The organism is Kitasatospora sp. NPDC056138 (assembly GCF_042264695.1).
Taxonomy (GTDB): domain Bacteria; phylum Actinomycetota; class Actinomycetes; order Streptomycetales; family Streptomycetaceae; genus Kitasatospora.
In genome coordinates this window covers 27,043-49,978 of sequence record NZ_JBHJVK010000061.1, presented here as the reverse complement: position 1 = coordinate 49,978, position 22,936 = coordinate 27,043, and the positions used below count along the sequence as shown (strand labels likewise).

The window sequence follows — 22,936 nt, the reverse complement described above, 5'->3', positions numbered from 1 at the left end:
GCCCAGGGGCGCGGCGACCTCCGCAGGCGGGTCCGGCACACGGGGTGCCGGGCCGCTCGCGGAGGTCGCCGCGCCCCTGCGGCGGACACGGTGTCACCAGGTGACGGGCAGCTCGTGGACGCCGTAGACCACCATGTCGCTCCGGTACCTGAGGTCCTCGAACGGCACCGCCAGCCGGAGCCCCGGCAGGCGCTCCAGCAGCGTCTGCAGGGCTATCTGCAGTTCCGCACGGGCCAGCGGCTGGCCCAGGCACTGGTGGATGCCGAAGCCGAAGGCGAGGTGGCGGCGGGCGTCCCGGGTCACGTCCAGCCGGTCGCCGCCGGTGAACACCTGCTCGTCCCAGTTGGCGGTCGAGGCCATGCACAGGACGCCGTCGCCCGCCCGGATCAGCGTGCCGTCGAGGTCCACGTCCTCCAGCGCCACCCGGGGTATGCCCAGGTGGACGATGCTGAGGTAGCGCAGCAGCTCCTCGACCGCGCCCTTGATCAGCGACGGGTCGGCGCGCAGCCGCTCGGCCTGCTCGGGGTTCTGGAGCAGTGCCAGGGTGCCGAGCGCGGTCATGTTGGCGGTCGTCTCGTGGCCGGCGACCAGCAGCAGGACGCCCATCGCGGCGGCCTCCTCCAGGGTGACCTCGCCCTTGGCGACCAGCCGGCCGAGCACGCTCTCGTCGGGTTCGCGCTGTTTGCTCCCGGCCAGCTCGACCAGGTAGGAGTTCAGCGCGTGCTGCGCGGCGTCGACCTCCGCCAGCGAGGAGGCGAGCGAGAGCAGCGTCTGGCTCTGTGCCTGGAAGAACCCGTGGTCGGCGTACGGGACGCCGAGCAGCAGGCAGATCACCAGGGAGGGGACCGGCAGGGCGTACTCGCGGACCAGGTCGGCCGGCCCGCCGTGGGCGATCATGCGGTCGAGCGCCTCGTCCACGATCTGCTGGATCTGCGGCCGCATCGCCTCGACCCGCTTGATGATGAAGTCCCCGGTGAGCAGCCGGCGTTGACGGGAGTGCTCGGGGTCGTCGAGGCGGATGAAGGTGGGTGTGGTGCGGTCCAGCAGTTCGCGGCGGCCGGGGGAGAGGAACGGGAACCCGGGCACGCGGGCGTCGGCGCTGAACCGGCGGTCGCCGAGCACGGATCTGGCCTGCCGGTGGCCGGTCAGCAGCCAGCACGGGCTGCCGTCCCACAGGCTGACCCGGTTGACCGGACCGGCGCGGTGGGCCTGCTCGTAGGCGGGTGGGGGAGCGAAGGGGCAGGTGCCCCTGGCGGCGGGGACGGCCAGAGCGCTGTCGGCCTCACCGTTGGCGACGGTGGTCATGCGGCTCCTTCCAGGTGCAAGGGTGCAAAGCTGCAGGGCAGCTAGGCTGCGATGGGGGCCCGGCTGTTGGTGCGTCAGGAAGGCGGATGCGGATCGGGTGGGGAGGGTCCGTCAGGTGTTGCTGTCGTGCACGGTGATCGCGCTGCCGGGGCAGAGGGTGGCTGCCAGCCGGACGTCGCTCTGCACTGCGGGATCGGGGCGTTCCGTGCGGAGCTGGACGAGCCCGTCGTCCTCCCCCTGGTCGAACACCGTGGGGGCGGTCAGTACGCACTGTCCTGCACCGCAGCAGCGGTCCTGATCGATGGTCACGTGCATCTCGGGGCACCTCGGGTGGGAGAGACGAATCAGTTGCCTCAGGCAACTGATTGCAATCTAACCCAAGCCCCGTCGCACACGAAGAGCTTCCCGGGAATTCGCCGTGGTTGGCCGGAATCCACCCACCCGGATCCGGTCCACCGTCCTTGCGGACGGGGAGTAATGAGCTGACGGAGAATCCGGGAGTTCGGTGGTGTCCGGACGGCTCTTGTGGTCTCATACAACTAGTTGAATAACGAACCTTGCCGCTGTCCGAATCCGCATTCGACGCCAACTGGCCAACCCCGGCCATTCGTTGACCCGGGCGGCGGATCCCGGTGGGAAGGCCGGACGGCGAGGCCCTCCCGGCCTCCCTCCCGGCCACCCTTCCGCCCCCCCGCTCGCGACACCATGGAGAGACCCGAGATGGACCTGGCGAACGCCACCGACGCCGACACCTTCACCCGCAGCGCCGCCGTGGTCGCCACCGGTACCGCCACCGACTACCGCGTCGAGATCCGCGCGGGCAAGCACCCGCTGTCCGCCGACGAACCGGAGTCCGCAGGCGGTCAGGACACCGCTCCGACGCCGATCGGCCTGCTGCTCTCCGCCGTCGGCTCCTGCACGGCGATCACCCTGCGGATGTACGCCCAGCGCAAGGGCTGGCCGCTGGAGCAGGTCCGGGTCCACGTCGCCTACGAGAAGAGCGGGCACGGCGACCGCCTCACCCGTCGCATCGACCTCACCGGCGACCTCGACGAGGCCCAGCGCACCCGCCTGTTGGACATCGCCGAGCGCACGCCCGTCACCCGCGCCGTCCGCGACGGCCTGCCGATCGTCCCCGCCGGAGGTGCCCGCCACTGACGGTCCGGCACTGACCGCGTCGGCCTCAGGGGCGGCTCGGGGGGCGACAGGCGACAGACCAGGGGGAAGCTGTGACGTCGAACGGTCAGAAGACATCCCGCCACCCGTACGCCGGGTACGGCTTCGATGGGGCCGGCCCGGCGCGCCCGGTCCAACCCGCCTACGACTGGCGGGACTTCGCCTCCGAGAGCCCCGGCCGGACCAGGGCCCGCAGACGAGCCCTGCGGACCTTGGTGAGCCTGGTCGGCGCCGTGGCCTTCACGATCACCGGAGTCGTGTTCGACTGCACCAAGGTGCACCTGTGGGTGCACTTCGCCGACGCCGACGAGGTCTCCGCGGTCGTCACCGAGGCCGAGTACGTCAAGGCCGAGTCCAAGGAGAGCCCCGCGGCGATCCGGCTCGCCATCGCCACCGACGACGGCCCGGTGCAGGTGGCGACCGACGATCCCGGCAGCGGGCCCGACGGCCTGTCGGCGGGAGACCGGGTCCGGGTCCTGTTCGACCCCGGGCGACCCGGGCACGCCGCCTTCCCCGGCCAGCTCGACTGGAGCGCCATCGCCTTTCCCGGTGGGGCGTTCACCGTGATCGGCCTCGGACTCGCCGGGCAGGAGGCCGTCCTCGCCGCCCGGCTGTTCCGCAACCGCCGCGCGGGCTGACGGAGGGCTTCTGCCTCCTCGCTGCCTCTCCGGGGTTTCCTCGGGGGGAGACCCGACTACAGCGGACGGATCATGCACACCCGGGGCCAGCGGTCGAGCCCGTGCTCGGCCTCGCGGCGACGGATCTCCCGCAGCCCGGGGGTGAGCGAGGACTGCTCCAGCGGCCGGAAGCCGCAACGCTCGTAGTACGGTGCGTTCCAAGGGACTTGGACGAACGTGGTCAGGGTGAGCGCGGGCATCCGGCGCTCGGCGGCGTGGACCGCGAGATGCTCCAGCAGCGCCCGTCCGATGCCCTGGCGTCCGAACTCCGGGTGCACCGTGACCTGTTCGACGTGGAGGTTCCCGTCCACGGGCTCCGCGACGACGTACGCCACCGGACGGTCGTCCGCATCCACCGCCACCCAGGCCAGATCGGACCGCTGGTAGCGGGCGAGTTCGTCGAGCGCCGGCGGTTCGTCCTCGGCGATCTCGGGCATCCCGACCGAGCGGAAGGACTCCCCGGCTGCCCGCTCGATGTCCTGGAGCAGCGGGAGATCGTCCAGGCGGGCCATTCTGATGATCATCGCCCCATTCTGGTACGGCCCGTCCGCCCCGGGCCACTCGTTAACCGGCCTTCGCCCGCGCCCGCGCCCCGTGCCCGCGCCCGCCGCCCCGTCCCCGGACGCTCGGCCCTGCGTGCCCACCGCAGTCCGCCCGCCGTCCGCTGTCCGTCCCGTCGCTCACCGATCCGCCTGGCCTGCCCGGCCGCGAGCCGTCCACCGGCGAGCTGTCCGTCCGTGGTCTGTCCGGGTGGCCATAGTGGGGAGATGACCACCAGCCAGCCGGAGGGACCAGGCCGCGCCCCACTCTGCTGCCCGTCCGCGCACCTGTCCGCTCGCCCGTCCCGGCGGCGGATGCTGGCCGGGGCGCTCGGCGCAGCCGCGCTGGCCGCCGGGTGCGGTGGGCACGGCACAGCACCGACCACCCCCGTCCGGCCGTCCACCACCCCTTCCACCCCCACACCGCCCACGGCCACCGGCGGACCGACCACGGTGCATTCCGCTGCGCCTTCCGCCGTGCCGGCCCTGCCCGCCACCTCGGCCTGGACACCGGGGGCGGGCCAGGTCCAGCCGGACGTCAAGCTGCGTGCGGTCCAGCTCATCGAGGCACTCGGGGCCTGGCCGGACGGCGGACAGGGCGTGGCCGGGGCCCGGGGCCGGATCGCACCGCTCGGCGTCGACCCCGCCCTCGCCGACCAGGCGGGTGTCCTGCTCCAGACCGCCGACCGGGCCGCGCTCCAAGTGGTCGTCGCCCAGTACGGCGGCATCCTCACCGACTCGGCGAGTGTGCTGGTGGTCTGCGAGCAGTGGACGCAGACGGCCGACGGCCCCCTCCAGCCGGGCGGTACGACGGTGGACGTGAGGCTGAGCGCGGCGAGTCCGCGCTGGACCGTCACCGCGCTGCACCCGGCCGCTCCCGGGCCCGCTGCGGCCGCGCTCTCGCAGCCTGCGGAAAGCGTCCTGGCGGATCGTCGGATCACCCTGCCGCCGGCGGCCGCCGCCGACATCCGCAGTGGGGCCGTGCACGACAGTGTGCTGACCGCGATGCTGGCCCTGGCCGCCGCCCACGAGTTCGCGGTGAGCGTGGTCAGATCCGGCCATCCGCTCGACGTTTTCGGCACCACCCGCCCGAGCGACCACCCCCTCGGCCGGGCCTTCGACGTCTGGCAGATCGACGGCCGGGCCGTGGTGGACCCGGCGACGCCGCACGCCCTGGTGGACGGTTTCATGCGCGCCGCCGCAGCGGCCGGTTCCTACAACGTCGGCGGCCCCCGCCCGCTCTCCGGCGGGTCGACGCCGAACCGGTTCTTCACCGACGCCACCCACCACGACCACGTACACGTCGGCTTCCGGACCTGAACCGTCCGCCCTGATCGTCACGGCCGGACGCCGTGCACCTCCGTGACGGTCCGGCCGGCCCCGCTCCACTTCGAGGGCGACGTGGCTCGGTGCTGTGCGGTGCTGCGTTCCCGCGAGGACCGATTCGGGGTGAGGCTCGTCGTGCCGTCGTTCGATCAGCCGGTCCTGTCCGTCGGCGCGCCGCCGCGCACCATCGAGGAGGCGCCGGCCGTGGCGGCCCGGCGTTTCGCGTCCCGCCCGGACGACGTCCGGCAGGGGCACGGCGGTACGCGCGTACGCCGAGCAGCCCGTGCCGGGCCGCCGCCACCGGACGGTGCCGCCACCGGGCGTCGGGTGGGGCTGGACGGCCGGAAGGCCGCCGAGGTGTTCCTCGGCGGCCTTCCGGCGGCAGTGGGCAGCGGCCCGGGTCAGTGCTGCTGCAGGTGCAGCGCCTGGCCGGGGAGGATCAGGTCGGGGTTGCTGCCGATGGTGCCCTTGTTGTCCTCGTAGAGGTTCTGCCAGCCGGTCAGCTGGTGCGCCTGGGCGATGGCGGAGAGGGTGTCGCCGTGCTCGACGGTGTAGGTCTGGGGCACGGCGGCCGGGGAGGTCGGGGCCGCAGGTGCGGCGGGCGCACCGGTGGAGCCCGGCGTCAGCGGGGAGGTGGTCCCGTCGGCGGACGCCGCGGGCGTGCCCGGAACCTGCGGCGTGGCGGTCGCGGAGCCGGTGGCGGGCGTGCCCGGTGCCGACGGCGCGGGGGTGGACGCACCCGTCGTGGGGCTGTCGGACTGCGGCGACTGCGACGTCTGGGGGGCGGCCGGGTCCGTCGGGCCCGGCGTCACCGCACCGGTACCCGTACCCGTGCCCGGAGTTGCACTGGGGGCCGAGGACGGGGCGGTCGCGTTCATGTGCTGGATGTAGACGTCGTGCTGGATGGTCCAGTGCCAGACGCCGCCGTCCTGGTACCAGTACACGCCGTTGGCCGGGTCGTAGCCCGCTCTGCCGGGGAACGGCGGCGCGGGGGTGCCCGGCGCGGGGCTGCTGCTGTCGGCGGCGGGCGCACTCGGAGTGGGCGTGGCCGTCGGGGAAGCGGGGGTGGTGCTCGGCACGGGGGTGGGCGTGGCCGAAGGCGTCGAGGTGGGCGTGGCCGAAGGCGCCGGGGTGGGCGTGGTCTTCGTCGCGGGAGTGCCGCCGGTCAGGCCGACCTCCTCGGCGCACTTGGACCAGGTACCGGGGCCGGAGTCGGCGAGGACGCGCTCGGCCACGGTTATCTGCTGGTTCTTGGTGGCGTGGTCGGGTTCGGCGGCGAGCTTGTCGCCCCCGTAGGCGACCCAGGTGCGCTGGGTCAGACCGAGGCCGCCGTAGTGACCGTTGCCGTCATCGCTGCTCCAGTTGCCGCCGGTCTCGCACTGGGCCACGGCGTCCCAGGTCTTGACGGGAGCGGCGTGCGCCCCGGCGGCGGTGAGCAGCGGAAGCGCCAGGCCCACACTCGCCACTCCGGCGGCGGCGACGGCGCGATCGGCCTGGGTGGGACGGCGGTGACGGCCGGAACCGGAAAAGACCACGGGACGTTCCTCTCCGTACGCCTGCGAGGTGAGCTGTCGGGTTCGGACCGGGAGGTGGCCCGGCCGCGTGGGTACGCGGCTTCACCCCAAGCCGTTGGGGGCGGCAACTAACCTGGGTCCCCCGCTCCTGCCCAGGGGTTTGCTCGGTGTCCCGGAACGCGTGGTGGGCAGGACTCGGCGTACTGCGTCCGGGAGCCCGCAAAAGCGGACTGCAGGGAGACTAGAGGGATCATCACCTCGATAACAAGCCCGCATCCTGAACATCACACAAAAATCACGACACCTGTCCAGCGCGTCGCCGAAACCCGCGCTGACCACGGCTTCCGGCCCGGTGCCGGACCGGAAGCCCGGTGCGGGCAGGCGACACAGGGCCGCTGGTGCAGGGCCGTCGACACGCCGGGGCACGGGGAGCCGTACGGTCGCTCCCGCGCCCCGAAGCGTGCCGCTCGACCAGGCGGTCGAACGTGCCGATCCGGCCGTGGAGTCCGTGGAGCTGGGCCTGGGCCTGGGCCGGATCGGCGAGGGCGTGGCCGCGGCCGTGGCCGGCCTCAGCGCTGGCCGCGGTGCAGCTGCTCGAAGTCGGCGACCAGGGCCGCGGGCGACGGCATGTCGGCGATCTCGGTCTGCATGCCGTCGGCCGCCTCACGCAGCTTCCGGTCGTCGAGCAGGCGGGTGAGCAGTGCGGCGTCCACGGTGCTGCTGTCCGCGCGCAGGGCGAAGCCCCTGGCCTCGGCGGCGTCCGCGTTGATGAAGTGGTCGGCGCCCTGCGGCAGGATGAGCTGCGGGACACCGGCGACGGCCGCGGTGAGCATGGTCCCGGAGCCGCCGTGGTGGATCACGGCGTCGCTGGCGTCGAGGAGTTGGGCGAGCGGGGTCCACGGCAGCGGGCGGATGTTGTCGGGCAGCGTGCCCAGCGGGGCGAGGTCCGTGTCGCCGACGGCGAGCAGGAAATCGGCGTCCACCTCCGCGGCCTGTTCGGTCAGCCAGGCGATCGGGCTGACCCCGGCGTACTCGGTGAGCACCGTGCCGAGGGTGACCGCGATCCGGCGGCGCTCGCTGCGGCCGAGGAGGTCCGCGGGGACGGTGCCGCCGCCGTTGAAGGGGACGTAGCGGACTCGCCAGCCGGTGCCGTCGCCGCCGAGGGAGGCCGGGACGACGTCGAGCACGGTGCTCTCGGCAGGCCCGGTCAGGCCGTGCGCGCGGTACTCGTCGGCGAGTACCTCGGCCAGCTGGCCGACCATCGGGAGCCCGGGCATCACACCGAAGTTGTGGACGACGGTGGGGATGCCCAGCTTGGCCGTGACCAGCGGCGCACCGGCCTGGAAGGACTCCTGCACCACGATGTCGGGGCGCCAGTCGGCGGCCAGCCGCAGCAGCCCGTCGATGGTGGCCCGGCCGTGCTCGGCGAAACCGAGGGCGGCGAGCTTGAGTATCTCCTCGGTGGTGCGGTCCTTGGCGACGTACCTGGGCTCGTTCTGGGTGACCCGACGGAACGCGTCGCCGATCGTGGAACCGTCGCCGATCTCCGTCACGGGCAGGCCGGTGCTGCGCAGCATCTCCAGCGGAGCCGAACCGGCGAACAGGACCTGGTGCCCGGCCGATCGCAGGGCCTGGGCGGTGGGGACCATCGGGAAGATGTGGCCGGCCGCGGCCGGGGCGGTGAACAGGACGCGCATGAGGTGACTCCTCGCGTGGTGCGGGAAAGATTCAAATCTGACGGTACGTCAGGAAAGTCGGCCGGAGCATGGGGTTTTCGGCTGCGGGGAGCCCGGAGGGTTTGAGGGCCGGCGGCAGTCCGGGGAGGGCGGGCCCTCCGGGTCGGCGTTCGCGACGGGCTGTGGCGCGGGCTCCCGCTCAACCACCCCGTGCGGCAGTGCGCTTGCGGACATGGCGATCCCTCCCCCCATTTCACTGGACAGCCTGTCTTTCATCGGACAGGCTGTCAAGCGCTTGTAGGATCAGCGCCTATGGCCACCCGTAAATATGACCAACGCCTGCGGGCGGAAGCCTCGGAGGAGACCCGGCGGCGCATCCTCGACGCTGTGGCCACCTGTCTGCGCGAAGCACCGGCCGAGCCGGTCGGTCTCGACCGGGTCGCCAGACTCGCGGGAGTCGCCCGATCCACCGTCTACCTGGTGTTCGGCTCACGCGGCGGCCTGTTCGCCGCCTTCGGCGAGGACCTCCTGCAACACAGCGGCTTCGCGGACATGCTGAAGGCGAGCGCCCACCCGGACGCCCGCGAGGACCTGCGCGGCGGAATCCACGGCGTGACGCGGATGTACGCGGCCCACCGGGACGTGCTGCGCGCGCTGCACTCGATGGCGATGCTCGCCCCGGACGCGGTCGGCGGGGTGATCCAGCGGATGGACCAGGGACGGGCCGCGGGCACCCACCGCCGCGCACTGCGCCTGGCCGACCAGGGCCTGCTGCGTCCGGACGTCACGGTGGACGAAGCGGCCTCCCTGCTCTGGCTGTTGATGGGCTTCGACAGCTTCGACCAGCTGTACACCGGCCGGTCCCTGCCGGTCGACCAGGTCGCCCGGATGCTCGCCGCGACGGCCGAACGCAGCCTCTGCCGGTAGCGGACCCCTCGCACGCCCCGGCGTCCTGCGGCAGCGCCCTACGGCAACACCGGTGGCGGGCTCCCGACGCCGGGCGTCACGACCGGGCAAAAGCCCACCGCCCCGGCCGACCGGCGCCCCGGCCGCCACCGCCCCGGCCGACCGGCGCGCACTCCCACCGCCGGCGGCAGGTGCTCAGCCCGGCGGCCTTCCACACCGCCGCGACCATCGCACCGGTCGGGGCGATGCACGCGGCCGTCCTGAACTCGTCCTGGGGCGGTACCCCGTCCGAACGACTTCCCGCCGACCGACCAGGCGGCGAAGCCCGCACCGCTGACGGTCTGAACGCCGGCCCGGGCGCGCCCTGCGACAGCGGGGCGCGCCCGGGGGTGTTCCACGGGACGGCTCTCAGCAGATCCGGGGCAGTTGCTCCCCGACCGGCAGGTCGACCACCCGGGTGCCGCCCAGGCCGGTGCGGGCCACCACCATCCCGGCGTGCTCGGCCACGCACTCACCGATCACGGCCGACCTGGCGCCCAGTGGGTGCGCCCGCATCGCGTCCAGGACCGCATCCGCGTGTTCCCGCGGCACGAAGGCCACCAGCTTGCCCTCGTTGGCGACGTACAGCGGGTCGAGGCCCAGGATCGCGCAGGCGTTGACCACCGGCGCGGGCACCGGCACGCTGCGCTCCTGGATCACCACACCCACTCCGGCCGCCACGGCGATCTCGTTGAGCGCCGCGCCGAGCCCGCCCCGGGTGGGGTCGCGCAGGACGTGCAGCTCGGGGGTGACCGCGAGCATCGCCTCGACCAGCCCGCCCAGCGCCGCGCAGTCGCTCTCGATCTCCACGCCGAACTCCAGCCCCTCGCGCACGCTCATCACCGCGACGCCGTGCACACCGAGGTCCCCGCTGACGATCACCACATCGCCCGGCACCGCGCGCTGCGGGCGGATGTCGACCCCGGCCGGGATCAGCCCGATCCCGGCGGTGTTGAGGTAGATGCCGTCACCGCGTCCGGCCTCCACCACCTTGGTGTCGCCCGTGACCACCTCGACCCCGGCCAGCCGGGCCGCCGCCCCGAGCGCCTGCGCCACCCGGGCCACGACGGCCGTCTCCACGCCCTCCTCCAGGATGAACCCGCAGGACAGGTACGCCGCGCGGGCCCCGCTCATGGCAAGGTCGTTGACCGTCCCGTTGACCGCCAGGTCCCCGATGCTGCCACCCGGGAAGAACAGCGGACGGACCACGAAGGAGTCGGTGGAGAAGGCGATCCGGGCGCCGCCCAGGGTCACCGCCGCCGAGTCCCCGAGCCCGGCGAGGACCGGGCCGCCGAACGCCGGCGCGAACACGTGCTGGACCAGCTCGGCGGAGAGCGCGCCACCGCCGCCGTGCCCCATCACCACCCGCGGATGGTCGCGCAGCGGCAGCGGACAGCTCCAGCCGGAGAGGTCGGGAGCGCTCCCGACCTCTCCGTTCACCCGATCGCTCGTCTCACGCAACGGGGTTCACCTCCTGCGCCACGGCCGCGGGGGCGCCGAGCCGGCGGTAGAGGTAGTACGCGGCGCACGCCCCCTCGCTGGAGACCATGGTCGCCCCGAGCGGCGTGCGCGGGGTGCACACGGTGCCGAACGCCTCGCACTCGCTCGGTTTCAGCTGCCCCTGGAGCACCTCGCCGGCGCGGCACCGAGCCGGCTCGCAGGGGGTGATGTCCGAGACCTGGAAGCGGTGCTCCGCATCCTGGTCGCGGTAGCGCGGGGACAGTCGCCAGCCGCTGGCCGGAATGACCCCGATCCCGCGCCAGGCCCGGTCGGTGACCTCGAAGACGTCCGCCAGCATCGCCTTCGCCACCGGGTTGCCCTCGGGTCGCACGGCGCGCGGGTACGCGTTCTCCACGACGTGCTCACCGCGCTCCAACTGGCGCACCGTCCGCCGGATCCCCTCCAGGATGTCCAACGGCTCGAAGCCGGTGACGACGATCGGCACCCGGTGGCGGGCGGCCAGCTCCGGGTACTCGTCGATCCCCATCACGCTGCACACGTGGCCCGCCGCGAGGAAGCCCTGCACCCGGCAGTCCGGTGACTGCATGATCGCCTCGATGGCCGGTGGCACCCGGACGTGCGAGACCAGCAGGCTGAAGTTGCGGATGCCGAGCCGCTTGGCCTGGTGGACCGTCATCGCGTTCGGGGGAGCGGTGGTCTCGAAGCCGATCCCGAAGAAGACCACCTCCCGCCGCGGGTTCTCCTGCGCGATCCGCAGCGCGTCCAGCGGCGAGTAGACCACCCGTACATCGCCGCCCTCACTGCGGACCCGGAACAGGTCGCGCTCGGAGCCCGGTACCCGCAGCATGTCGCCGAACGAGCAGAAGATCACCTCCGGCCGGGCGGCGATGGCCAGCGCCCGGTCGATCACCTCCAGCGGGGTGACGCACACCGGACAGCCCGGTCCGTGGATCAACTCCACTTCATCGGGCAGCAGTTGGTCGATCCCGTGCCGGATGATGGTATGGGTCTGGCCGCCGCACACCTCCATCAGGGCCCAGGGTCGGGTCACGGTGGAACGGATGTCGTCGAGCAGCCGGGCCGCCAGCTCCGGACTCTGGAACTCCTCCAGGTACTTCATCGCCGCGTCTCCTCCGCCGACTCCCAGGGATCACCGAACTCCTCCTGCAGCAGGCCGAGTTCGGTGAACAGGTCGAGCGTCCTGCGCGCCGACTCCTCGTCCAGCCGCTGCAACGCGAAGCCCACGTGGACGATCGCGTACTCACCCACCCGAAGGTCCGGCAGGTACTCCAGGCACACGTCCTTGACCACGCCGCCGAAGTCGACGCGGGCCATCCGTGTGCCCTCCCGCTCCTCGATCTCCATCACCCTTCCGGGTACCGCCAGGCACATCGGCCCTCTCCTCGCCTCGAACAGCCCTGAAAGTCCGGCCGGAGTCCGGCCCGGTCACCGCGTCCGTGCGGCCACCATCAGCTGGCCCAGCGCCAGCCCGCCGTCGTTCGGCGGCACCCGGCGGTGGACCAGCACGGTGAAGCCGTCCCGTCGCAGCGCCGCGACGCAGTCGGTGAGCAGCAGGGTGTTGGCGAACACCCCTCCGCTCAGTGCCACCGTCTCCAGCGCGTGCGACCGCCGCGCCCGGACGCACAGTGCGTGGACCAGGCCCGCCACCGCCCGGTGGAAGCGCAGCGCGATCACCGCCGGCGTGGCACCCGCCTGCAGGTCGGCGACGACGGCCGCCAGCACCGGCCTCGGATCCGCCACCCACTCGGCGTCCCCCGACTCGGTGCCTCCGTGGGCCAGTTCGAAGCCGTAGCCCTCGCCCACCTCGTTCACCGAGGCCGCAGCCGCCTCCAACTCGACCGCCGCCTGCGCCTCGTAGCCCGACCAGTGGCAGACCCCGGCCAGTGAGGAGACCGCGTCGAACAGCCGCCCCATGCTGGAGGTCGGCACGCAGTTCAGGTTCCGCTCCAACTGACGCTTCAACAGCAGGAGTTCCCGCTCGGTGCAGGCCGCGGTGCACGGCAGGTCGGCCGACCACGGGAGACCGGCGGTGTGCAGGTGCGCCAGCGCCATCCGGTACGGGCGCTCCACCGCCGCGTCCCCGCCGGGCAGCGGTGCGTACGCCAGCCGCGCGAAGCGGCCGAACCCGTCGTAGTCCGCCAGCAGGACCTCCCCGCCCCACACCGCGCCGTCGTCCCCGTAGCCGGTGCCGTCGAAGGCCACCCCGATCACCGGAGCGCTCCCGTCGAGCCCGTGCTCGGCCATCACCGAGGCGATGTGTGCATGGTGGTGCTGCACCCGTACCAGCCCCGACCCGCCGGTGGCGGACCGGCGGACGGCCCACTGCGAGGAGCGGTAGCCCGGGTGGCGGTCGGTCGCCAGCAACGTCGCCCCGACCCCGGTCAGCTCCCGTACGTGCTCCACCGCGCGGTCGAAGGTCCGCAGGGTCGCCAGGTCGTCCATGTCGCCGATGTGGCCGGACAGCCAGGCGCTGCGGCCCTCGGCCAGCGCGAACGTGTTCTTCAGGTCACCGCCCGTCGCCAGCACCGGCGGCACGGCCAGCGGCAGCGCGACGGGCAGCGGCGCGTACCCGCGCGAGCGCCGGACGGGCAGCACCTCGTCCGACCAGACGCGCACCACCGAGTCGTCGCACGGGACATGGATCGGCCGGTCGTGCATCAGCCAGGCATCGGCCAGCGGCGCCAGCCGCTCCAGTGCCTCGCCGTCGTCGGTGATGATCGGCTCGCCGGAGAGGTTCCCGCTGGTCATCACCAGCAGCCGGGGCCCGGGAGGATCGCCCGGCAGCCCGAACAGCAGCTGGTGCAGCGGCGTGTACGGCAGCATCACGCCCAGGTCCGGACTGCGCGGGGCGACCGCCTCCGCCACCGGCCCGCCGCCGGCCCGGCGGCGCATCAGGACGATCGGGCGCACCGCTCCGGTGAGCAGCCGCTGCTCCGCCTCGCCCAGGTGCACCAGCTCCTCGATGTCCGACAGCCGGCCGGCCATCAGGGCGAACGGCTTGTCGCCCCGGGCCTTGCGGCGTCGCAGCATGGCGACCGCAGCGGGGTCGGCGGCGTCGCACGCCAGGTGGTAGCCGCCGATGCCCTTCACCGCCAGGACCGCCCCGTCGGCCAGCAGCCGCCGGGCCGCCGCCATCGCGTCCTCGCCCAGAGCGCGATGGCGCCCCCTGGTCCCGATCAGACTGAGCCGGGGGCCGCAGGCGTGGCAGGCGATCGGCTGGGCGTGGAACCGCCGGTCGGCGGGGTCGCCGTACTCACGCGCGCAGTCGGCGCACATCGGGAACCGGGCCATGGTGGTCCTCGCCCGGTCGTACGGCAGCCCGGTGACGATCGTGTAGCGCGGACCGCAGTTGGTGCAGGTGATGAACGGGTGCCGGTGGCGGCGGTCGCCGGGGTCGGCGAGCTCGGCCAGGCAGTCGGCGCAGGTGGCGGTGTCGGGCGGGATGACGGCCCGTCGGGTGCCGGTGTCCCGTGAGGCGACGATGGCGAACCCCGGAGCGCCGGTCGCGGCCAGCACCTCCTGTGCCAGCGTGTGCACCTCGGCCAGCGGCGGGGCGTCGGAGCGGATCCGGTGGCAGAACGCCCGGACCGCCTCCGCGCTGCCCTCGACCTCCGCGAGCACCCCCGCACCGGTGTTGGTGACGTGTCCGGCCAGCCCCAGTTCGGTGGCCAGTCCGAAGACGAACGGCCGGAACCCCACCCCCTGGACGACCCCCTCGACGGCGACCCGCCTGCGCTGCACGGCCCCGGTGTCGGCCGGTGCGGTCACCGCCCCTCCTCCGCCAGGACGGGCGGACGCCCGTTCTGGACGCCGTGCCGGTGGTCCAGCTCGTGCCCGTGCTCGTGGTCGTGGCCGTGCCCATGCTCGTGGCTGTGATCGTGCCCGTGGCTGCGCGACTGGGCGGGCCCGGTCGCCATCACCGGCCGGTGCGCCGGAGCGCCGTCGAGGACGGCCAGGGCGCGGGCCAGCAGTTCGCCCGTTCCGGTACCGGTCCGCGCCGAGGTCAGCAGGATCTCGACACCCGGGTTGACCCTGGCCACATTGGCGCGGAACGCGGCCTCGTCGAAGTCCACCGCCTCGGCCAGGTCCGTCTTCGTCACCACCACCAGGCCCGCCAGCCCGAACGCGGTGGGGTACTTGAGCGGCTTGTCCTCGCCCTCCGTCACCGAGGCGAGCGCGACCCGCAGCGACTCGCCGAGGTCGTAGGACGCCGGACAGACCAGATTGCCCACGTTCTCCACGAACAGCAGCCTCGTGTCGTCCGGCAGCCAACCCGTCAGATGCCCGCGCAGCATGGCGGCCTCCAGGTGGCACAGCCCGTCCGTCAGCACCTGCTTCACCGGCACCCCCGACCGGGCCAGCCGCAGCGCGTCGTTCTCGGTGGCGAGGTCGGCCGTCAGCGCGGCGGCCGGCACCCCGCGCTGCTTGGCGAGCGAGAGCTCGGCCTCCAGCAGGGCGGTCTTCCCGCTGCCGGGGCTGGAGAGCAGATTGACGGCGACCGTGCCGCGCCGGGCCAGCACAGCGCGCAGATCCTGCGCGTCCTCGTCGTTGCGGGCGAGCACGGCCTGTTGGAGATCGACGACACGGCACACGGGTTCAGCCCTCCTGATGGGTCCGGGCGAGCGCGGGTCCGTCGGCCCAGCACACGCTCAGAATCTGCAGTTCCCGACCGGCCAGCAGCTCGGTCTGCGCACCGCCGCAACCCGGGCAGCACAGATCGGGCGGCATGCCGACCGGCCATTCGGTGGCGCACCCGCCGCAGCGGGCACGGGCCGCGACCGGTTCGGCCAGCAGCTCGGCGCCCGCCACCACGGTGTCCGCGCAGGCGAGTTCGAAGCAGAACGCCAGCGCCTCGGGGACCACCCCGGCCAGCTCGCCGACCTGGAGCCGGACGGACTCGACGGACCGGGCGCCGTGCCTGCGTGCGGCCTCCGCCACCTGCTCGACCACGGCCAACGCAATCGACATCTCGTGCAACGGCCTCTCCCTGCGCCCGGTCGCGGGCCCGTCACACGGCGCGACAGAGCGGGCCGCAGGTGCGGCCCCTCGCTCCGCGACCCATTACAGGGCGGCCCGACCACGCACTTCGGCCGCCGCGCCGCGCCCCGGCCCCGGCTACGCCATTCGCCGCACACGGTGCCGCAGTCCGCCGACGGCGGCCTCGCGCGGACCGGCGCGGGACCAGGGGCGGCCGCGCGAGACAGGGCGGGGCGGGGCAGGGCACGGGCCACCGGGGCGTGCCGAGGCGGCCGTCACATCCGGCGGATCCGCAGGTAACGCTGGATGTCGGGCAGGCTCTGGGCGACGGCCAGCGCCAGCCCGGCTCCCGCCACCACCACACAGGCGATCAGGATCTTCCGCATCAGGGTGCCTTTCTCTCTCCACGGTCCGCCATCGGACCGACACCGGCCGGGCGCAGGAGGCCGGCGGCCTCGTCGTCCCGTACGACCTGCAGGATCAGCTCGACGGCCCGGTCGACGGCGGCGGCGACCGCCGGGCTCAGACCGAGGTGTTCGTCCACCGACTCCGGTTCACAGCCGACCACCAGGATCCGCTCGGGCGGACTGCCTCCGGTCCCGGCGCAGAGTGTCGCCAGCAGGGCGAGCACCGCGTCCGGTCCCATCCGGTGGCCGTCGAGCAGCGGGGACCCGGGCTCGACCGGGCCGTCCGCCGTCGCCTCGATCAGGTAGAGCGTCCCGGGTGGGTCCCCGCGCTCGGTCGCGTCCACCAGGACCAGCATCCGGTAGCCGTCGACGAGTTGGTAGGCCAGGTGGACCCCGCGCACGCCGAAATCGACGGCTTCGACGCCCTCGGGCAGCGGCTGGGCGGCGAGCCGCCGTACCGTCTCGACGCCGAAGCCGTCGTCACCGAGGAAGATGTTGCCGACCCCCGCGACCAGCACCCGGCCGGCCCGTGCCGGTGCCGAGTCCGAGGGCATGGCCGGCCCGCTCACGGTTCCTCCAGTGGGGTGACTTCGTCCGGCTGGAAGTACCGGAATCGGCCCTGGGCCCGCCACAGGTCGGCGCCGGGGTCGTCGTCGACCGTCACGGCCAGGTGGACGGAGCCGTCCACGTCCCGCAGCACCGCCTCCACCAGGGCGGTCCGCCCGTGCAGGAACAGGTCCTGCGCATCGGTCCGGCGCTGACCGGGTCTGAGCAGGACCCGGCTGCCGGCCCCGACCGGCCGACCGTCCACCACCACCCGGTCGACGGCCGGATCCACACTCCGGTCGGCCCCGGGATCCCACCAGGGTGTGTCGGGCGGCGGCCCGGGGAACCCGTCGGCAGTCGGCTCGACCGACGGCGAGGTGACCTCCCGCAGCGCCCGCACGGCACCGTGCAGCCGCTCCAGCACCTCGGGCGGCAGCGAGTCCGCGAGGTCGATCACGGCTCCGGCCCGCTCGTCGGTGCCCCGGGCCTCGCGCTTCTCCCGCTCGGTCAGCGCCGCCGTGCGCAGCGCGAGGATCTCGTCGATCTCGGTGGCGTCGTAGAGCGCGCCGGGGCTCTCGGGGGCCACCTCGGGGTGGTCCGCGAGGATGATCGGCGAGGACAGCACCACGTCGGACCCGCCCGCCGCACCGGCCAGCACCGGCCAGGTGTGCTCGTTGCGGCACCGGGCGACGGCGGGTGCGGCCCACTGCGGCGGGTCCGTCATCGAGACGAAGGTCCCCGCGCTCAGGCCCAGCAGCAGGTGCGCCGACAGCAGCGACCGGCGCAGCGCGAGTTCGCGGTCGGCACCCTCGGGCGGCGTCCAGGTGCTGGTGTTCTCCACCACGGCGTTGAGCCGGAGCGCCGCGTACGGGCCGGGGATCTCCGTCGCCGTCAGGCGCAGCACACCGTCGAGCCGCTCCCTTCGGCGCACCAGGCGCCCGACGGTCCTCCCGTGCTCGTGCACGACCTCCTGCACCTCGCGGGCGGGCAGGTCGAACGGGAGGAGGACCCCGTCGCCGGTCAACTCGGCGACCGGTACTTCGAGTTCGACCCGTTCCTCGACGCCCTCGTCCCACGGGAGGAGGATCCGGTCGGGCAGCGCGAGCTCGTCGACCGGCTCGAACCCCCGGGCGGGGAGCTGTCGTTGCACCGTTCGCCGCTGGGCGTGCAGGAAGCGCAGTTCGACCCGGAGCGTCGCGCCCCGGCGCGGCTCCATCAGGCACTCGGTGCGCTGGTGGGAGTGCTCGGAGCCGACCGCCTCGAACGACGGCGGGACGAGGACCCCGAACTGCCAGCGCATCCGGTTCTTGGCCGCCGAGGCCCGGTAGGGGTAGAGCACGTAGCCCTCGAACAGGACGGCGTCCGCGATCTGCCGCGCGGCCTCGAAACCCGCCTGCGGCCGGGCGTCGTTCACCGGACCTCCCCGGGGCGGCCCTGGCGGCCGGGCGGGCGGTGAACGGGCCGCGGGCCCGGTGGCGCGAGCCGATGGAGTTCGCTTCGCTGCTGGTCAACGGACATGGTCGGTGGCTCCTGTCGGGTCGAACCGGTGAAGGTCGCGGTGCGGAAGGGCTCGCGGCGTCGGCTCAGCGCACCGCCGCGCCCGCGAGCAGTGCCCGTACGGTCGCCTCCCAGGACGGCAGACCGTGGCGCGAGCGGAACTCCAGCAGTGCGTCCATGGTGTCGCGGGGCAGCCGGACCCAGCCGCAGCCCGGGAAGTGCTGCTCGATCATGTCCTGCCAGACTGCCACCGGCAGCCGGCAGGACGCCTCCTGGTCCCAGGGCACCGGCGCCACCTGGAAGCCGCCGGGGCCGGTGAAGGCGGTGCCGGAGAACAGCAGCAGGACCGGTGCCTCGCCGTCCTCCAGCGCCTGGAAGTACCGGGTGGCGGCGATGTCCATGTCGTAGGTGCACGGCACCACCAGGTCCACCTCGGTCTCCCCGGTGAACCCGGGCACCGTGAGCGACACCTGGGCCAGCTGGATCGGGTTCAGCGAGTTCGACCAGCGCGCACGCTCGCCGAACAGCACCCCCAGCCGCAGCTCCTCCCCGGGACCGTACGGGCGGCGGGCGGGCTCGATCCGCAGCTGGCAGTGCAGCAGCAGGGCGTGCACCCGGACGTCCTGCGCGGCCGTGATCCGCAGCCGGAACACCAGGGTCGGGCCCGCCGCGTACGGATCGGCGCGCACCCCGAGGCAGCTGAAGCCCAGCCCGGTCATGAGGCCACGTCCTCGGCCAGGGCCCGCGAGCGGTCCTGGATCCGGGCGAAGACGCCGTCGAGTTCGCGCCGTGCCTCGGCTCCGCCGTCGAAGCCCTGCCAGTGCAGGCGCATCCGGCCGACCAGCTCGTAGCAGACGTCGATCGGTACCAGGAAGCACCGGAGGACGCCTGCCGTGCGGCGCAGCAGCAGTGCCTCCACGTCGGGCTCCAGCAGCGCGGTGAGCCTGCTGCGGCCGAGCACGGACTCCCAGGTCCGCGGGTCGAGTTCGCTCTCCGTGGGGCCGGCCGGGCTGGGGTAGAGCGCGACCAGCCGATCCAGTACCGCGTTGCGGAAGAAGAAGGCGGTGGAGACCGGGATCCGCAGTGCCTCCCAGGCGGACTCGTCCAACTCGTGTGCGGGGTCGACGAGATAGCGGTCCGGCACCTTGCGGTAGCGGCCCTCGGCGGCGCCGGGCGCCTGGAACAGCAGGGCGCAGGCCGCGCAGGTGCAGGCCAGCCGCCGCTCCTCGGTGTCCACCACGTGCCGGTGGCCGGGCGGCAGTTGGATGCCGCAGAACCCGCAGCGCTCCGGCTGCGGCGGGGCGGGCTCGCGCAGTCGGCGCAGCAGCGCCGCGCCCGGCCGGGCGATCGGACGCGTGCTCACCGGACCTCCGCCACGGCGGCCGGCCGGGTGCCGATCTGCAGCAGCGGCGCGGCCGGCCGCTCCAGCTCCACGGCGGTCACCTCCGGGGCGTGGCAGGCGAGCGCGTCCTCGATGCTCGCGGTGGCCGCCCCGGAGCTGCCGCCGCAGCCGCAGCCCGTGGCGGTCCGGCGGAGCGTCAGCCTCCCCTCGTCCGGGTCGAAGCCGGCCACCTCCACCGGGGAGTCGGCCAGTGCCCGCGCGATCCGGGCGGTGACGTCCTCGGGGTGCAGCTCGTGCAGGACCAGCAGCCCGGCCACCAGCCGGTCGTCCAGCAGGGGGGTCAGGACACCGGGCGGCAGCAGCTCCACCAGCCGGGCCAGCCCGGCGTCGTAGAAGGCCATCAGCTCGCGCACCAGCGCCTCGCCGGCCTCGGCCTGCCCGGAGTCGGCCAGTGAGTCCAGCACCTCCTGGACCCGCAGCCCGGTCCGTTCCGCGCTCATCCGCCGAGCCCGCTCAAGCCGCCCGTGCCGTTCATGCCGCTGAGGCCGGTGGGGACGTGCATCTTCTGTACGGTGCGACCGCCGCCCACGTACATGTGCACCCCGCAGGGCAGGCAGGGGTCGAAGCTGCGCACCGCGCGCATGATGTCGATGCCCTTGAAGTTCTCGGGGCTGTTCTCCTCGAAGATCGGGGTGTTCTGCACCGCGTCCTCGTACGGTCCCGGGGTGCCGAAGCTGTCGCGGACGCTGGCGTTCCACGGGGTCGGCGGGTAGGGGTGGTAGTTGGCGATCTTGCCGTCCCTGATCACCATGTGGTGCGAGAGCACGCCGCGGACGGCCTCGGTGAAACCGCAGCCGATGCTCTCGTCCGGCACCTCGAACTTCTCCCAGGTCTGGGTGCGTCCGGCGCGGACCTCGTCGAGGGCCTTCTCGGTGAAGTGCAGTGCGGCGGCGGCGCTGTAGGCCTGGAAGTAGGTGCGCGCCCGGTTGCGTTCCAGGGCGTTGCTCCACTGCGGGATCTTCCACTCGAAGGTGACCTCCGGCTTGGTCATGGTGCGCGGCAGGTTGATCTGCACGCTGTGGCCGGTGGCCTTGATGTAGCCGATGTCGACCAGGCCGGACAGCGCGGTGGACCAGAGCCGGGCGAGCGGGCCGCCGCCGGTGTCCAGCGCCAGGTGGTCCTTGCCGTCGAACCAGCGCGGCGACATCACCCAGCTGTACTTGCCGTCGAAGTCGCGCTTCTGCGGCGCCGGGATGGTGTGCTGGTTCCACGGGTGCCTGGGATCCACCGGGTTGCCCAGCGGGTCGTGGGTGACGAACTGCTCCTGCCCCTCCCAGTCCTGGTAGTAGGAGCTGCCGAGCAGGATCCGGATGCCGAGGTTGATCTCGGTGAGGTCGTTGGTGACCAGCTTGCCGTCCACGATGATGCCCGGGGTGACGAACATCCTCCGACCCCAGTCGGTCATGTTGCGGTAGGTGAAGTCGCAGTGGTCTGGGTCGTTGAGGGCGCCCCAGCAGCCGAGCAGGACCCGGCGCCGGCCGACCTCCTCGTAGCCGGGCAGCGCCTGGTAGAAGAAGTCGAACAGGTCGTCGTGGAGCGGGACGACGCGCTTCATGAACTCGACGTAGCGGGTCAGGCGGGTCAGGTAGTCGGTGAACAGCTGGATGGTGGCCACCGTGCCGACGCCGCCCGCGTACAGCGTGGAGGGGTGCACGTGGCGGCCCTCCATCAGGCAGAACATCTCCCGGGTGTAGCGGCTGACCTGGAGGGCCTCGCGGTAGAACTCGCCCTCGATCGGGTTGAGCGAGCGCATGATGTCGGCGATGGTCTTGTAGCCGTGGTCGCCGGCGTGCGGCGCCTCGGTGCGCTCGGCGAGTTCCAGCACGCCCGGGTTGGTCTCGCGGACCATCTTCTCGCAGTAGTCGACCCCGACCAGGTTCTCCTGGAAGATGTTGTGGTCGAACATGTACTCGGCGGCCTCGCCCAGGTTGATGATCCACTCACCCAGGTGCGGCGGCTTGACCCCGTACGCCATGTTCTGCGCGTACACCGAGCAGGTCGCGTGGTTGTCACCGCAGATTCCGCAGATCCGGCTGGTGATGAAGTGCGCGTCGCGCGGGTCCTTGCCGCGCATGAAGACGCTGTACCCGCGGAAGACCGACGAGGTGCTGTAGCACTCCGCGACCCGCTTCTGCTTGAAGTCGATCTTCGTGTGGATGCCCAGGCTGCCCACGATCCGGGTGATCGGGTCCCAGGACATCTCCACCAGGCCGCTGCCGTCGCCGGCCGCCCTCGTCGTCTGTGCCATCGTCTGTGTCGTGCCCTTCTTCAGGTCCTGAGGTCTTCAGGTCTTCGGGTCCGGAACGGGAGAGGGCGCCGCACGCGTCGGGCGTGCGGCGCCGCAGGTGTCACCAGGGCGTCCGGTAGCCGGTCGCGAGTCTGCGGCCGGTACGGCGCCACTTCGGTTCCTTGTCCACGGTGTCGGCGGTGATCGCGCGCAGCCGGCGGACCACCGTGCCGTACGCGCCGCTGGCGGCGGCGGACACCTTGCTGCCGGGCGGCTCGTCCATGAACGGCATGAACTTGTCGGGGAAGCCCGGCATGGTGCAGGCGATACAGATGCCGCCCACGTTGGGACAGCCGCCGACACCGTTGATCCAGCCGCGTTTGGGGACGTTGCACTTGACCACCGGGCCCCAGCAGCCGAGCTTCACCAGGCACTCCGGCGAGCCGTACTCGGTGGCGAACTGGCCCTGCTCGTAGTAGCCGCCGCGGTCGCAGCCCTCGTGCACGGTCGCGCCGAACAGCCAGGCCGGGCGCAGCTTGTCGTCCAGCGGGATCATCGGTGCGGCGCCGGTCAGCTGGTAGAGCAGGTAGGTCAGCGTCTCGGCGAAGTTGTCCGGCTGGATCGGGCAGCCGGGGACGCAGACGATCGGCAGCCCGGCCTTGGACTTCCAGTTCCACCCGAGGTAGTCCGGCACGCCCATCGCCCCGGTCGGGTTCCCGGCCATGGCGTGGATGCCGCCGTAGGTGGCGCAGGTGCCGATCGCGACCACGGCGGTGGCCTTGGCCGCGAGGCGGTCGAGCCACTCGCTGGTGGTGATGGGCTGGCCGGTGGCGGGGTCGTCGCCGAAGCCGCACCAGTAGCCCTCCTCCTTGATCGACTCGTTCGGGATGGACCCCTCGACGACCAGCACGAACGGTTCCAGCTCGCCGCGCTCCGCCTTGAAGAACCACTCGATGAAGTTGTCCGCGCCCTGGACGGGGCCGCACTCGAAGTCGATCAGCGGCCAGTGCACCGCGATCTTCGGCAGACCGGGCAGGGCGCCGGTGACGATCTCCTCGATGCTCGGCTGCATCGCCGCGGTCAGCGAGACGGAGTCGCCGTCGCAGCTGAGGCCCGCGTTGATCCACAGAATGTGCACCGGGGGTGCTTCGGTGCGCTCCGGCGTTGCTGTAGCACCCATGAGGATGCCTCCTCGGAAACGGGATGAGCCCGGCATAACGGACCCATTGACTTCCTAGCA

General features: G+C 73.0%; 24 protein-coding genes and 1 riboswitch. Of the genes, 5 read left to right on the top strand and 19 right to left on the bottom strand.

Annotated elements, in window-relative coordinates; all coding sequences use genetic code 11:
- Positions 1 to 93: 93 nt before the first annotated feature.
- The gene (locus ACFC1R_RS29525; protein WP_375943736.1) at positions 94 to 1,305 is read right to left on the bottom strand and encodes a cytochrome P450; all 1,212 of its coding nucleotides are present in this window, start codon (positions 1,303 to 1,305) and stop codon (positions 94 to 96) included.
- Positions 1,306 to 1,416: 111 nt separating this feature from the next.
- On the bottom strand, positions 1,417 to 1,620 hold the full coding sequence (locus ACFC1R_RS29520) for a ferredoxin (protein WP_375943734.1): 204 nt from the start codon (positions 1,618 to 1,620) through the stop codon (positions 1,417 to 1,419).
- 405 nt (positions 1,621 to 2,025) lie between these two features.
- Between ACFC1R_RS29520 and ACFC1R_RS29515 the strand changes: the two genes are divergently transcribed.
- Both ACFC1R_RS29515 and ACFC1R_RS29510 read left to right on the top strand, forming a co-directional pair.
- Entirely contained in the window at positions 2,026 to 2,463 is a 438-nt protein-coding gene (locus ACFC1R_RS29515) for an OsmC family protein (RefSeq protein ID WP_375943732.1), read from the top strand.
- A gap of 71 nt (positions 2,464 to 2,534) precedes the next feature.
- Positions 2,535 to 3,119: a DUF3592 domain-containing protein gene (locus ACFC1R_RS29510; protein WP_375943730.1), complete on the top strand. Its 585-nt coding sequence runs from the start codon at positions 2,535 to 2,537 to the stop codon at positions 3,117 to 3,119.
- Between the two features lie 56 nt (positions 3,120 to 3,175).
- Here the strand turns inward: ACFC1R_RS29510 and ACFC1R_RS29505 are convergent, their stop codons facing one another.
- Entirely contained in the window at positions 3,176 to 3,682 is a 507-nt protein-coding gene (locus tag ACFC1R_RS29505; protein WP_375943728.1) for a GNAT family N-acetyltransferase, read from the bottom strand.
- A gap of 243 nt (positions 3,683 to 3,925) precedes the next feature.
- Here ACFC1R_RS29505 and ACFC1R_RS29500 point away from each other — a divergent pair, with 243 nt between their 5' ends.
- Complete coding sequence (locus ACFC1R_RS29500; RefSeq protein ID WP_375943726.1) at positions 3,926 to 5,017, top strand: hypothetical protein; 1,092 nt, start codon at positions 3,926 to 3,928, stop codon at positions 5,015 to 5,017.
- Positions 5,018 to 5,059: 42 nt separating this feature from the next.
- Positions 5,060 to 5,506 (top strand): DUF4253 domain-containing protein, encoded by a 447-nt coding sequence (locus tag ACFC1R_RS29495; RefSeq protein WP_375943724.1) that lies wholly within the window; start codon positions 5,060 to 5,062, stop codon positions 5,504 to 5,506.
- Here the strand turns inward: ACFC1R_RS29495 and ACFC1R_RS29490 are convergent.
- The gene (locus ACFC1R_RS29490) at positions 5,425 to 6,558 is read right to left on the bottom strand and encodes a transglycosylase family protein (protein ID WP_375943722.1); all 1,134 of its coding nucleotides are present in this window, start codon (positions 6,556 to 6,558) and stop codon (positions 5,425 to 5,427) included. The two genes, ACFC1R_RS29495 and ACFC1R_RS29490, sit on opposite strands and share 82 nt — an antisense overlap.
- Positions 6,559 to 6,562: 4 nt before the next feature.
- Positions 6,563 to 6,717: riboswitch (cyclic di-AMP (ydaO/yuaA leader) on the bottom strand.
- 389 nt (positions 6,718 to 7,106) lie between these two features.
- On the bottom strand, positions 7,107 to 8,234 hold the full coding sequence (locus ACFC1R_RS29485; protein ID WP_375943720.1) for a nucleotide disphospho-sugar-binding domain-containing protein: 1,128 nt from the start codon (positions 8,232 to 8,234) through the stop codon (positions 7,107 to 7,109).
- A 291-nt stretch (positions 8,235 to 8,525) separates the two neighbouring features.
- Here ACFC1R_RS29485 and ACFC1R_RS29480 point away from each other — a divergent pair, with 291 nt between their 5' ends.
- The gene (locus ACFC1R_RS29480; protein ID WP_375943718.1) at positions 8,526 to 9,140 is read left to right on the top strand and encodes a TetR/AcrR family transcriptional regulator; all 615 of its coding nucleotides are present in this window, start codon (positions 8,526 to 8,528) and stop codon (positions 9,138 to 9,140) included.
- Positions 9,141 to 9,527: 387 nt separating this feature from the next.
- Here ACFC1R_RS29480 and hypE read toward each other — a convergent pair whose 3' ends face one another.
- From hypE to ACFC1R_RS29410, 14 genes are all read right to left on the bottom strand, one after another.
- Positions 9,528 to 10,619, bottom strand: a complete 1,092-nt coding sequence (gene hypE / locus ACFC1R_RS29475) for a hydrogenase expression/formation protein HypE (protein ID WP_375943716.1) — start codon at positions 10,617 to 10,619, stop codon at positions 9,528 to 9,530.
- A complete protein-coding gene (hypD, locus tag ACFC1R_RS29470; protein ID WP_375943714.1) occupies positions 10,612 to 11,739 on the bottom strand; it encodes a hydrogenase formation protein HypD in 1,128 nt (375 codons plus the stop codon). The genes hypE and hypD overlap by 8 nt, the downstream gene beginning before the upstream one ends.
- Positions 11,736 to 12,011: a HypC/HybG/HupF family hydrogenase formation chaperone gene (locus ACFC1R_RS29465; protein WP_375943712.1), complete on the bottom strand. Its 276-nt coding sequence runs from the start codon at positions 12,009 to 12,011 to the stop codon at positions 11,736 to 11,738. Before ACFC1R_RS29465 ends, hypD begins: the two co-directional genes overlap by 4 nt.
- Before the next feature lie 54 nt (positions 12,012 to 12,065).
- Positions 12,066 to 14,408 (bottom strand): carbamoyltransferase HypF, encoded by a 2,343-nt coding sequence (gene hypF, locus ACFC1R_RS29460; RefSeq protein WP_375943710.1) that lies wholly within the window; start codon positions 14,406 to 14,408, stop codon positions 12,066 to 12,068.
- Entirely contained in the window at positions 14,405 to 15,232 is an 828-nt protein-coding gene (gene hypB / locus ACFC1R_RS29455; protein ID WP_375943708.1) for a hydrogenase nickel incorporation protein HypB, read from the bottom strand. The genes hypF and hypB overlap by 4 nt, the downstream gene beginning before the upstream one ends.
- A 4-nt stretch (positions 15,233 to 15,236) precedes the next feature.
- Complete coding sequence (gene hypA, locus ACFC1R_RS29450; RefSeq protein ID WP_375943706.1) at positions 15,237 to 15,617, bottom strand: hydrogenase maturation nickel metallochaperone HypA; 381 nt, start codon at positions 15,615 to 15,617, stop codon at positions 15,237 to 15,239.
- A 275-nt stretch (positions 15,618 to 15,892) separates the two neighbouring features.
- Positions 15,893 to 16,003 (bottom strand): DUF6893 family small protein, encoded by a 111-nt coding sequence (locus tag ACFC1R_RS29445; RefSeq protein WP_375943704.1) that lies wholly within the window; start codon positions 16,001 to 16,003, stop codon positions 15,893 to 15,895.
- A complete protein-coding gene (locus ACFC1R_RS29440) occupies positions 16,003 to 16,578 on the bottom strand; it encodes a hydrogenase maturation protease (protein WP_375943738.1) in 576 nt (191 codons plus the stop codon). Before ACFC1R_RS29440 ends, ACFC1R_RS29445 begins: the two co-directional genes overlap by 1 nt.
- Before the next feature lie 11 nt (positions 16,579 to 16,589).
- Positions 16,590 to 17,984 (bottom strand): hypothetical protein, encoded by a 1,395-nt coding sequence (locus ACFC1R_RS29435; RefSeq protein ID WP_375943703.1) that lies wholly within the window; start codon positions 17,982 to 17,984, stop codon positions 16,590 to 16,592.
- Between the two features lie 169 nt (positions 17,985 to 18,153).
- On the bottom strand, positions 18,154 to 18,786 hold the full coding sequence (locus tag ACFC1R_RS29430; RefSeq protein WP_375943701.1) for a DUF6084 family protein: 633 nt from the start codon (positions 18,784 to 18,786) through the stop codon (positions 18,154 to 18,156).
- Complete coding sequence (locus ACFC1R_RS29425) at positions 18,783 to 19,430, bottom strand: DUF5947 family protein (protein ID WP_375943699.1); 648 nt, start codon at positions 19,428 to 19,430, stop codon at positions 18,783 to 18,785. Before ACFC1R_RS29425 ends, ACFC1R_RS29430 begins: the two co-directional genes overlap by 4 nt.
- The gene (locus ACFC1R_RS29420; protein ID WP_375943697.1) at positions 19,427 to 19,909 is read right to left on the bottom strand and encodes a thioredoxin; all 483 of its coding nucleotides are present in this window, start codon (positions 19,907 to 19,909) and stop codon (positions 19,427 to 19,429) included. The genes ACFC1R_RS29425 and ACFC1R_RS29420 overlap by 4 nt, the downstream gene beginning before the upstream one ends.
- Positions 19,906 to 21,717, bottom strand: coding sequence for a nickel-dependent hydrogenase large subunit (locus ACFC1R_RS29415; RefSeq protein ID WP_375943695.1), 1,812 nt, complete (start codon positions 21,715 to 21,717; stop codon positions 19,906 to 19,908). Before ACFC1R_RS29415 ends, ACFC1R_RS29420 begins: the two co-directional genes overlap by 4 nt.
- Positions 21,718 to 21,817: 100 nt before the next feature.
- Positions 21,818 to 22,876 carry a hydrogenase expression protein HypE gene (locus tag ACFC1R_RS29410; RefSeq protein WP_375943693.1) on the bottom strand — a complete coding sequence of 353 codons (1,059 nt, stop codon included), beginning with the start codon at positions 22,874 to 22,876 and terminating at the stop codon, positions 21,818 to 21,820.
- Positions 22,877 to 22,936: the final 60 nt, after the last annotated feature.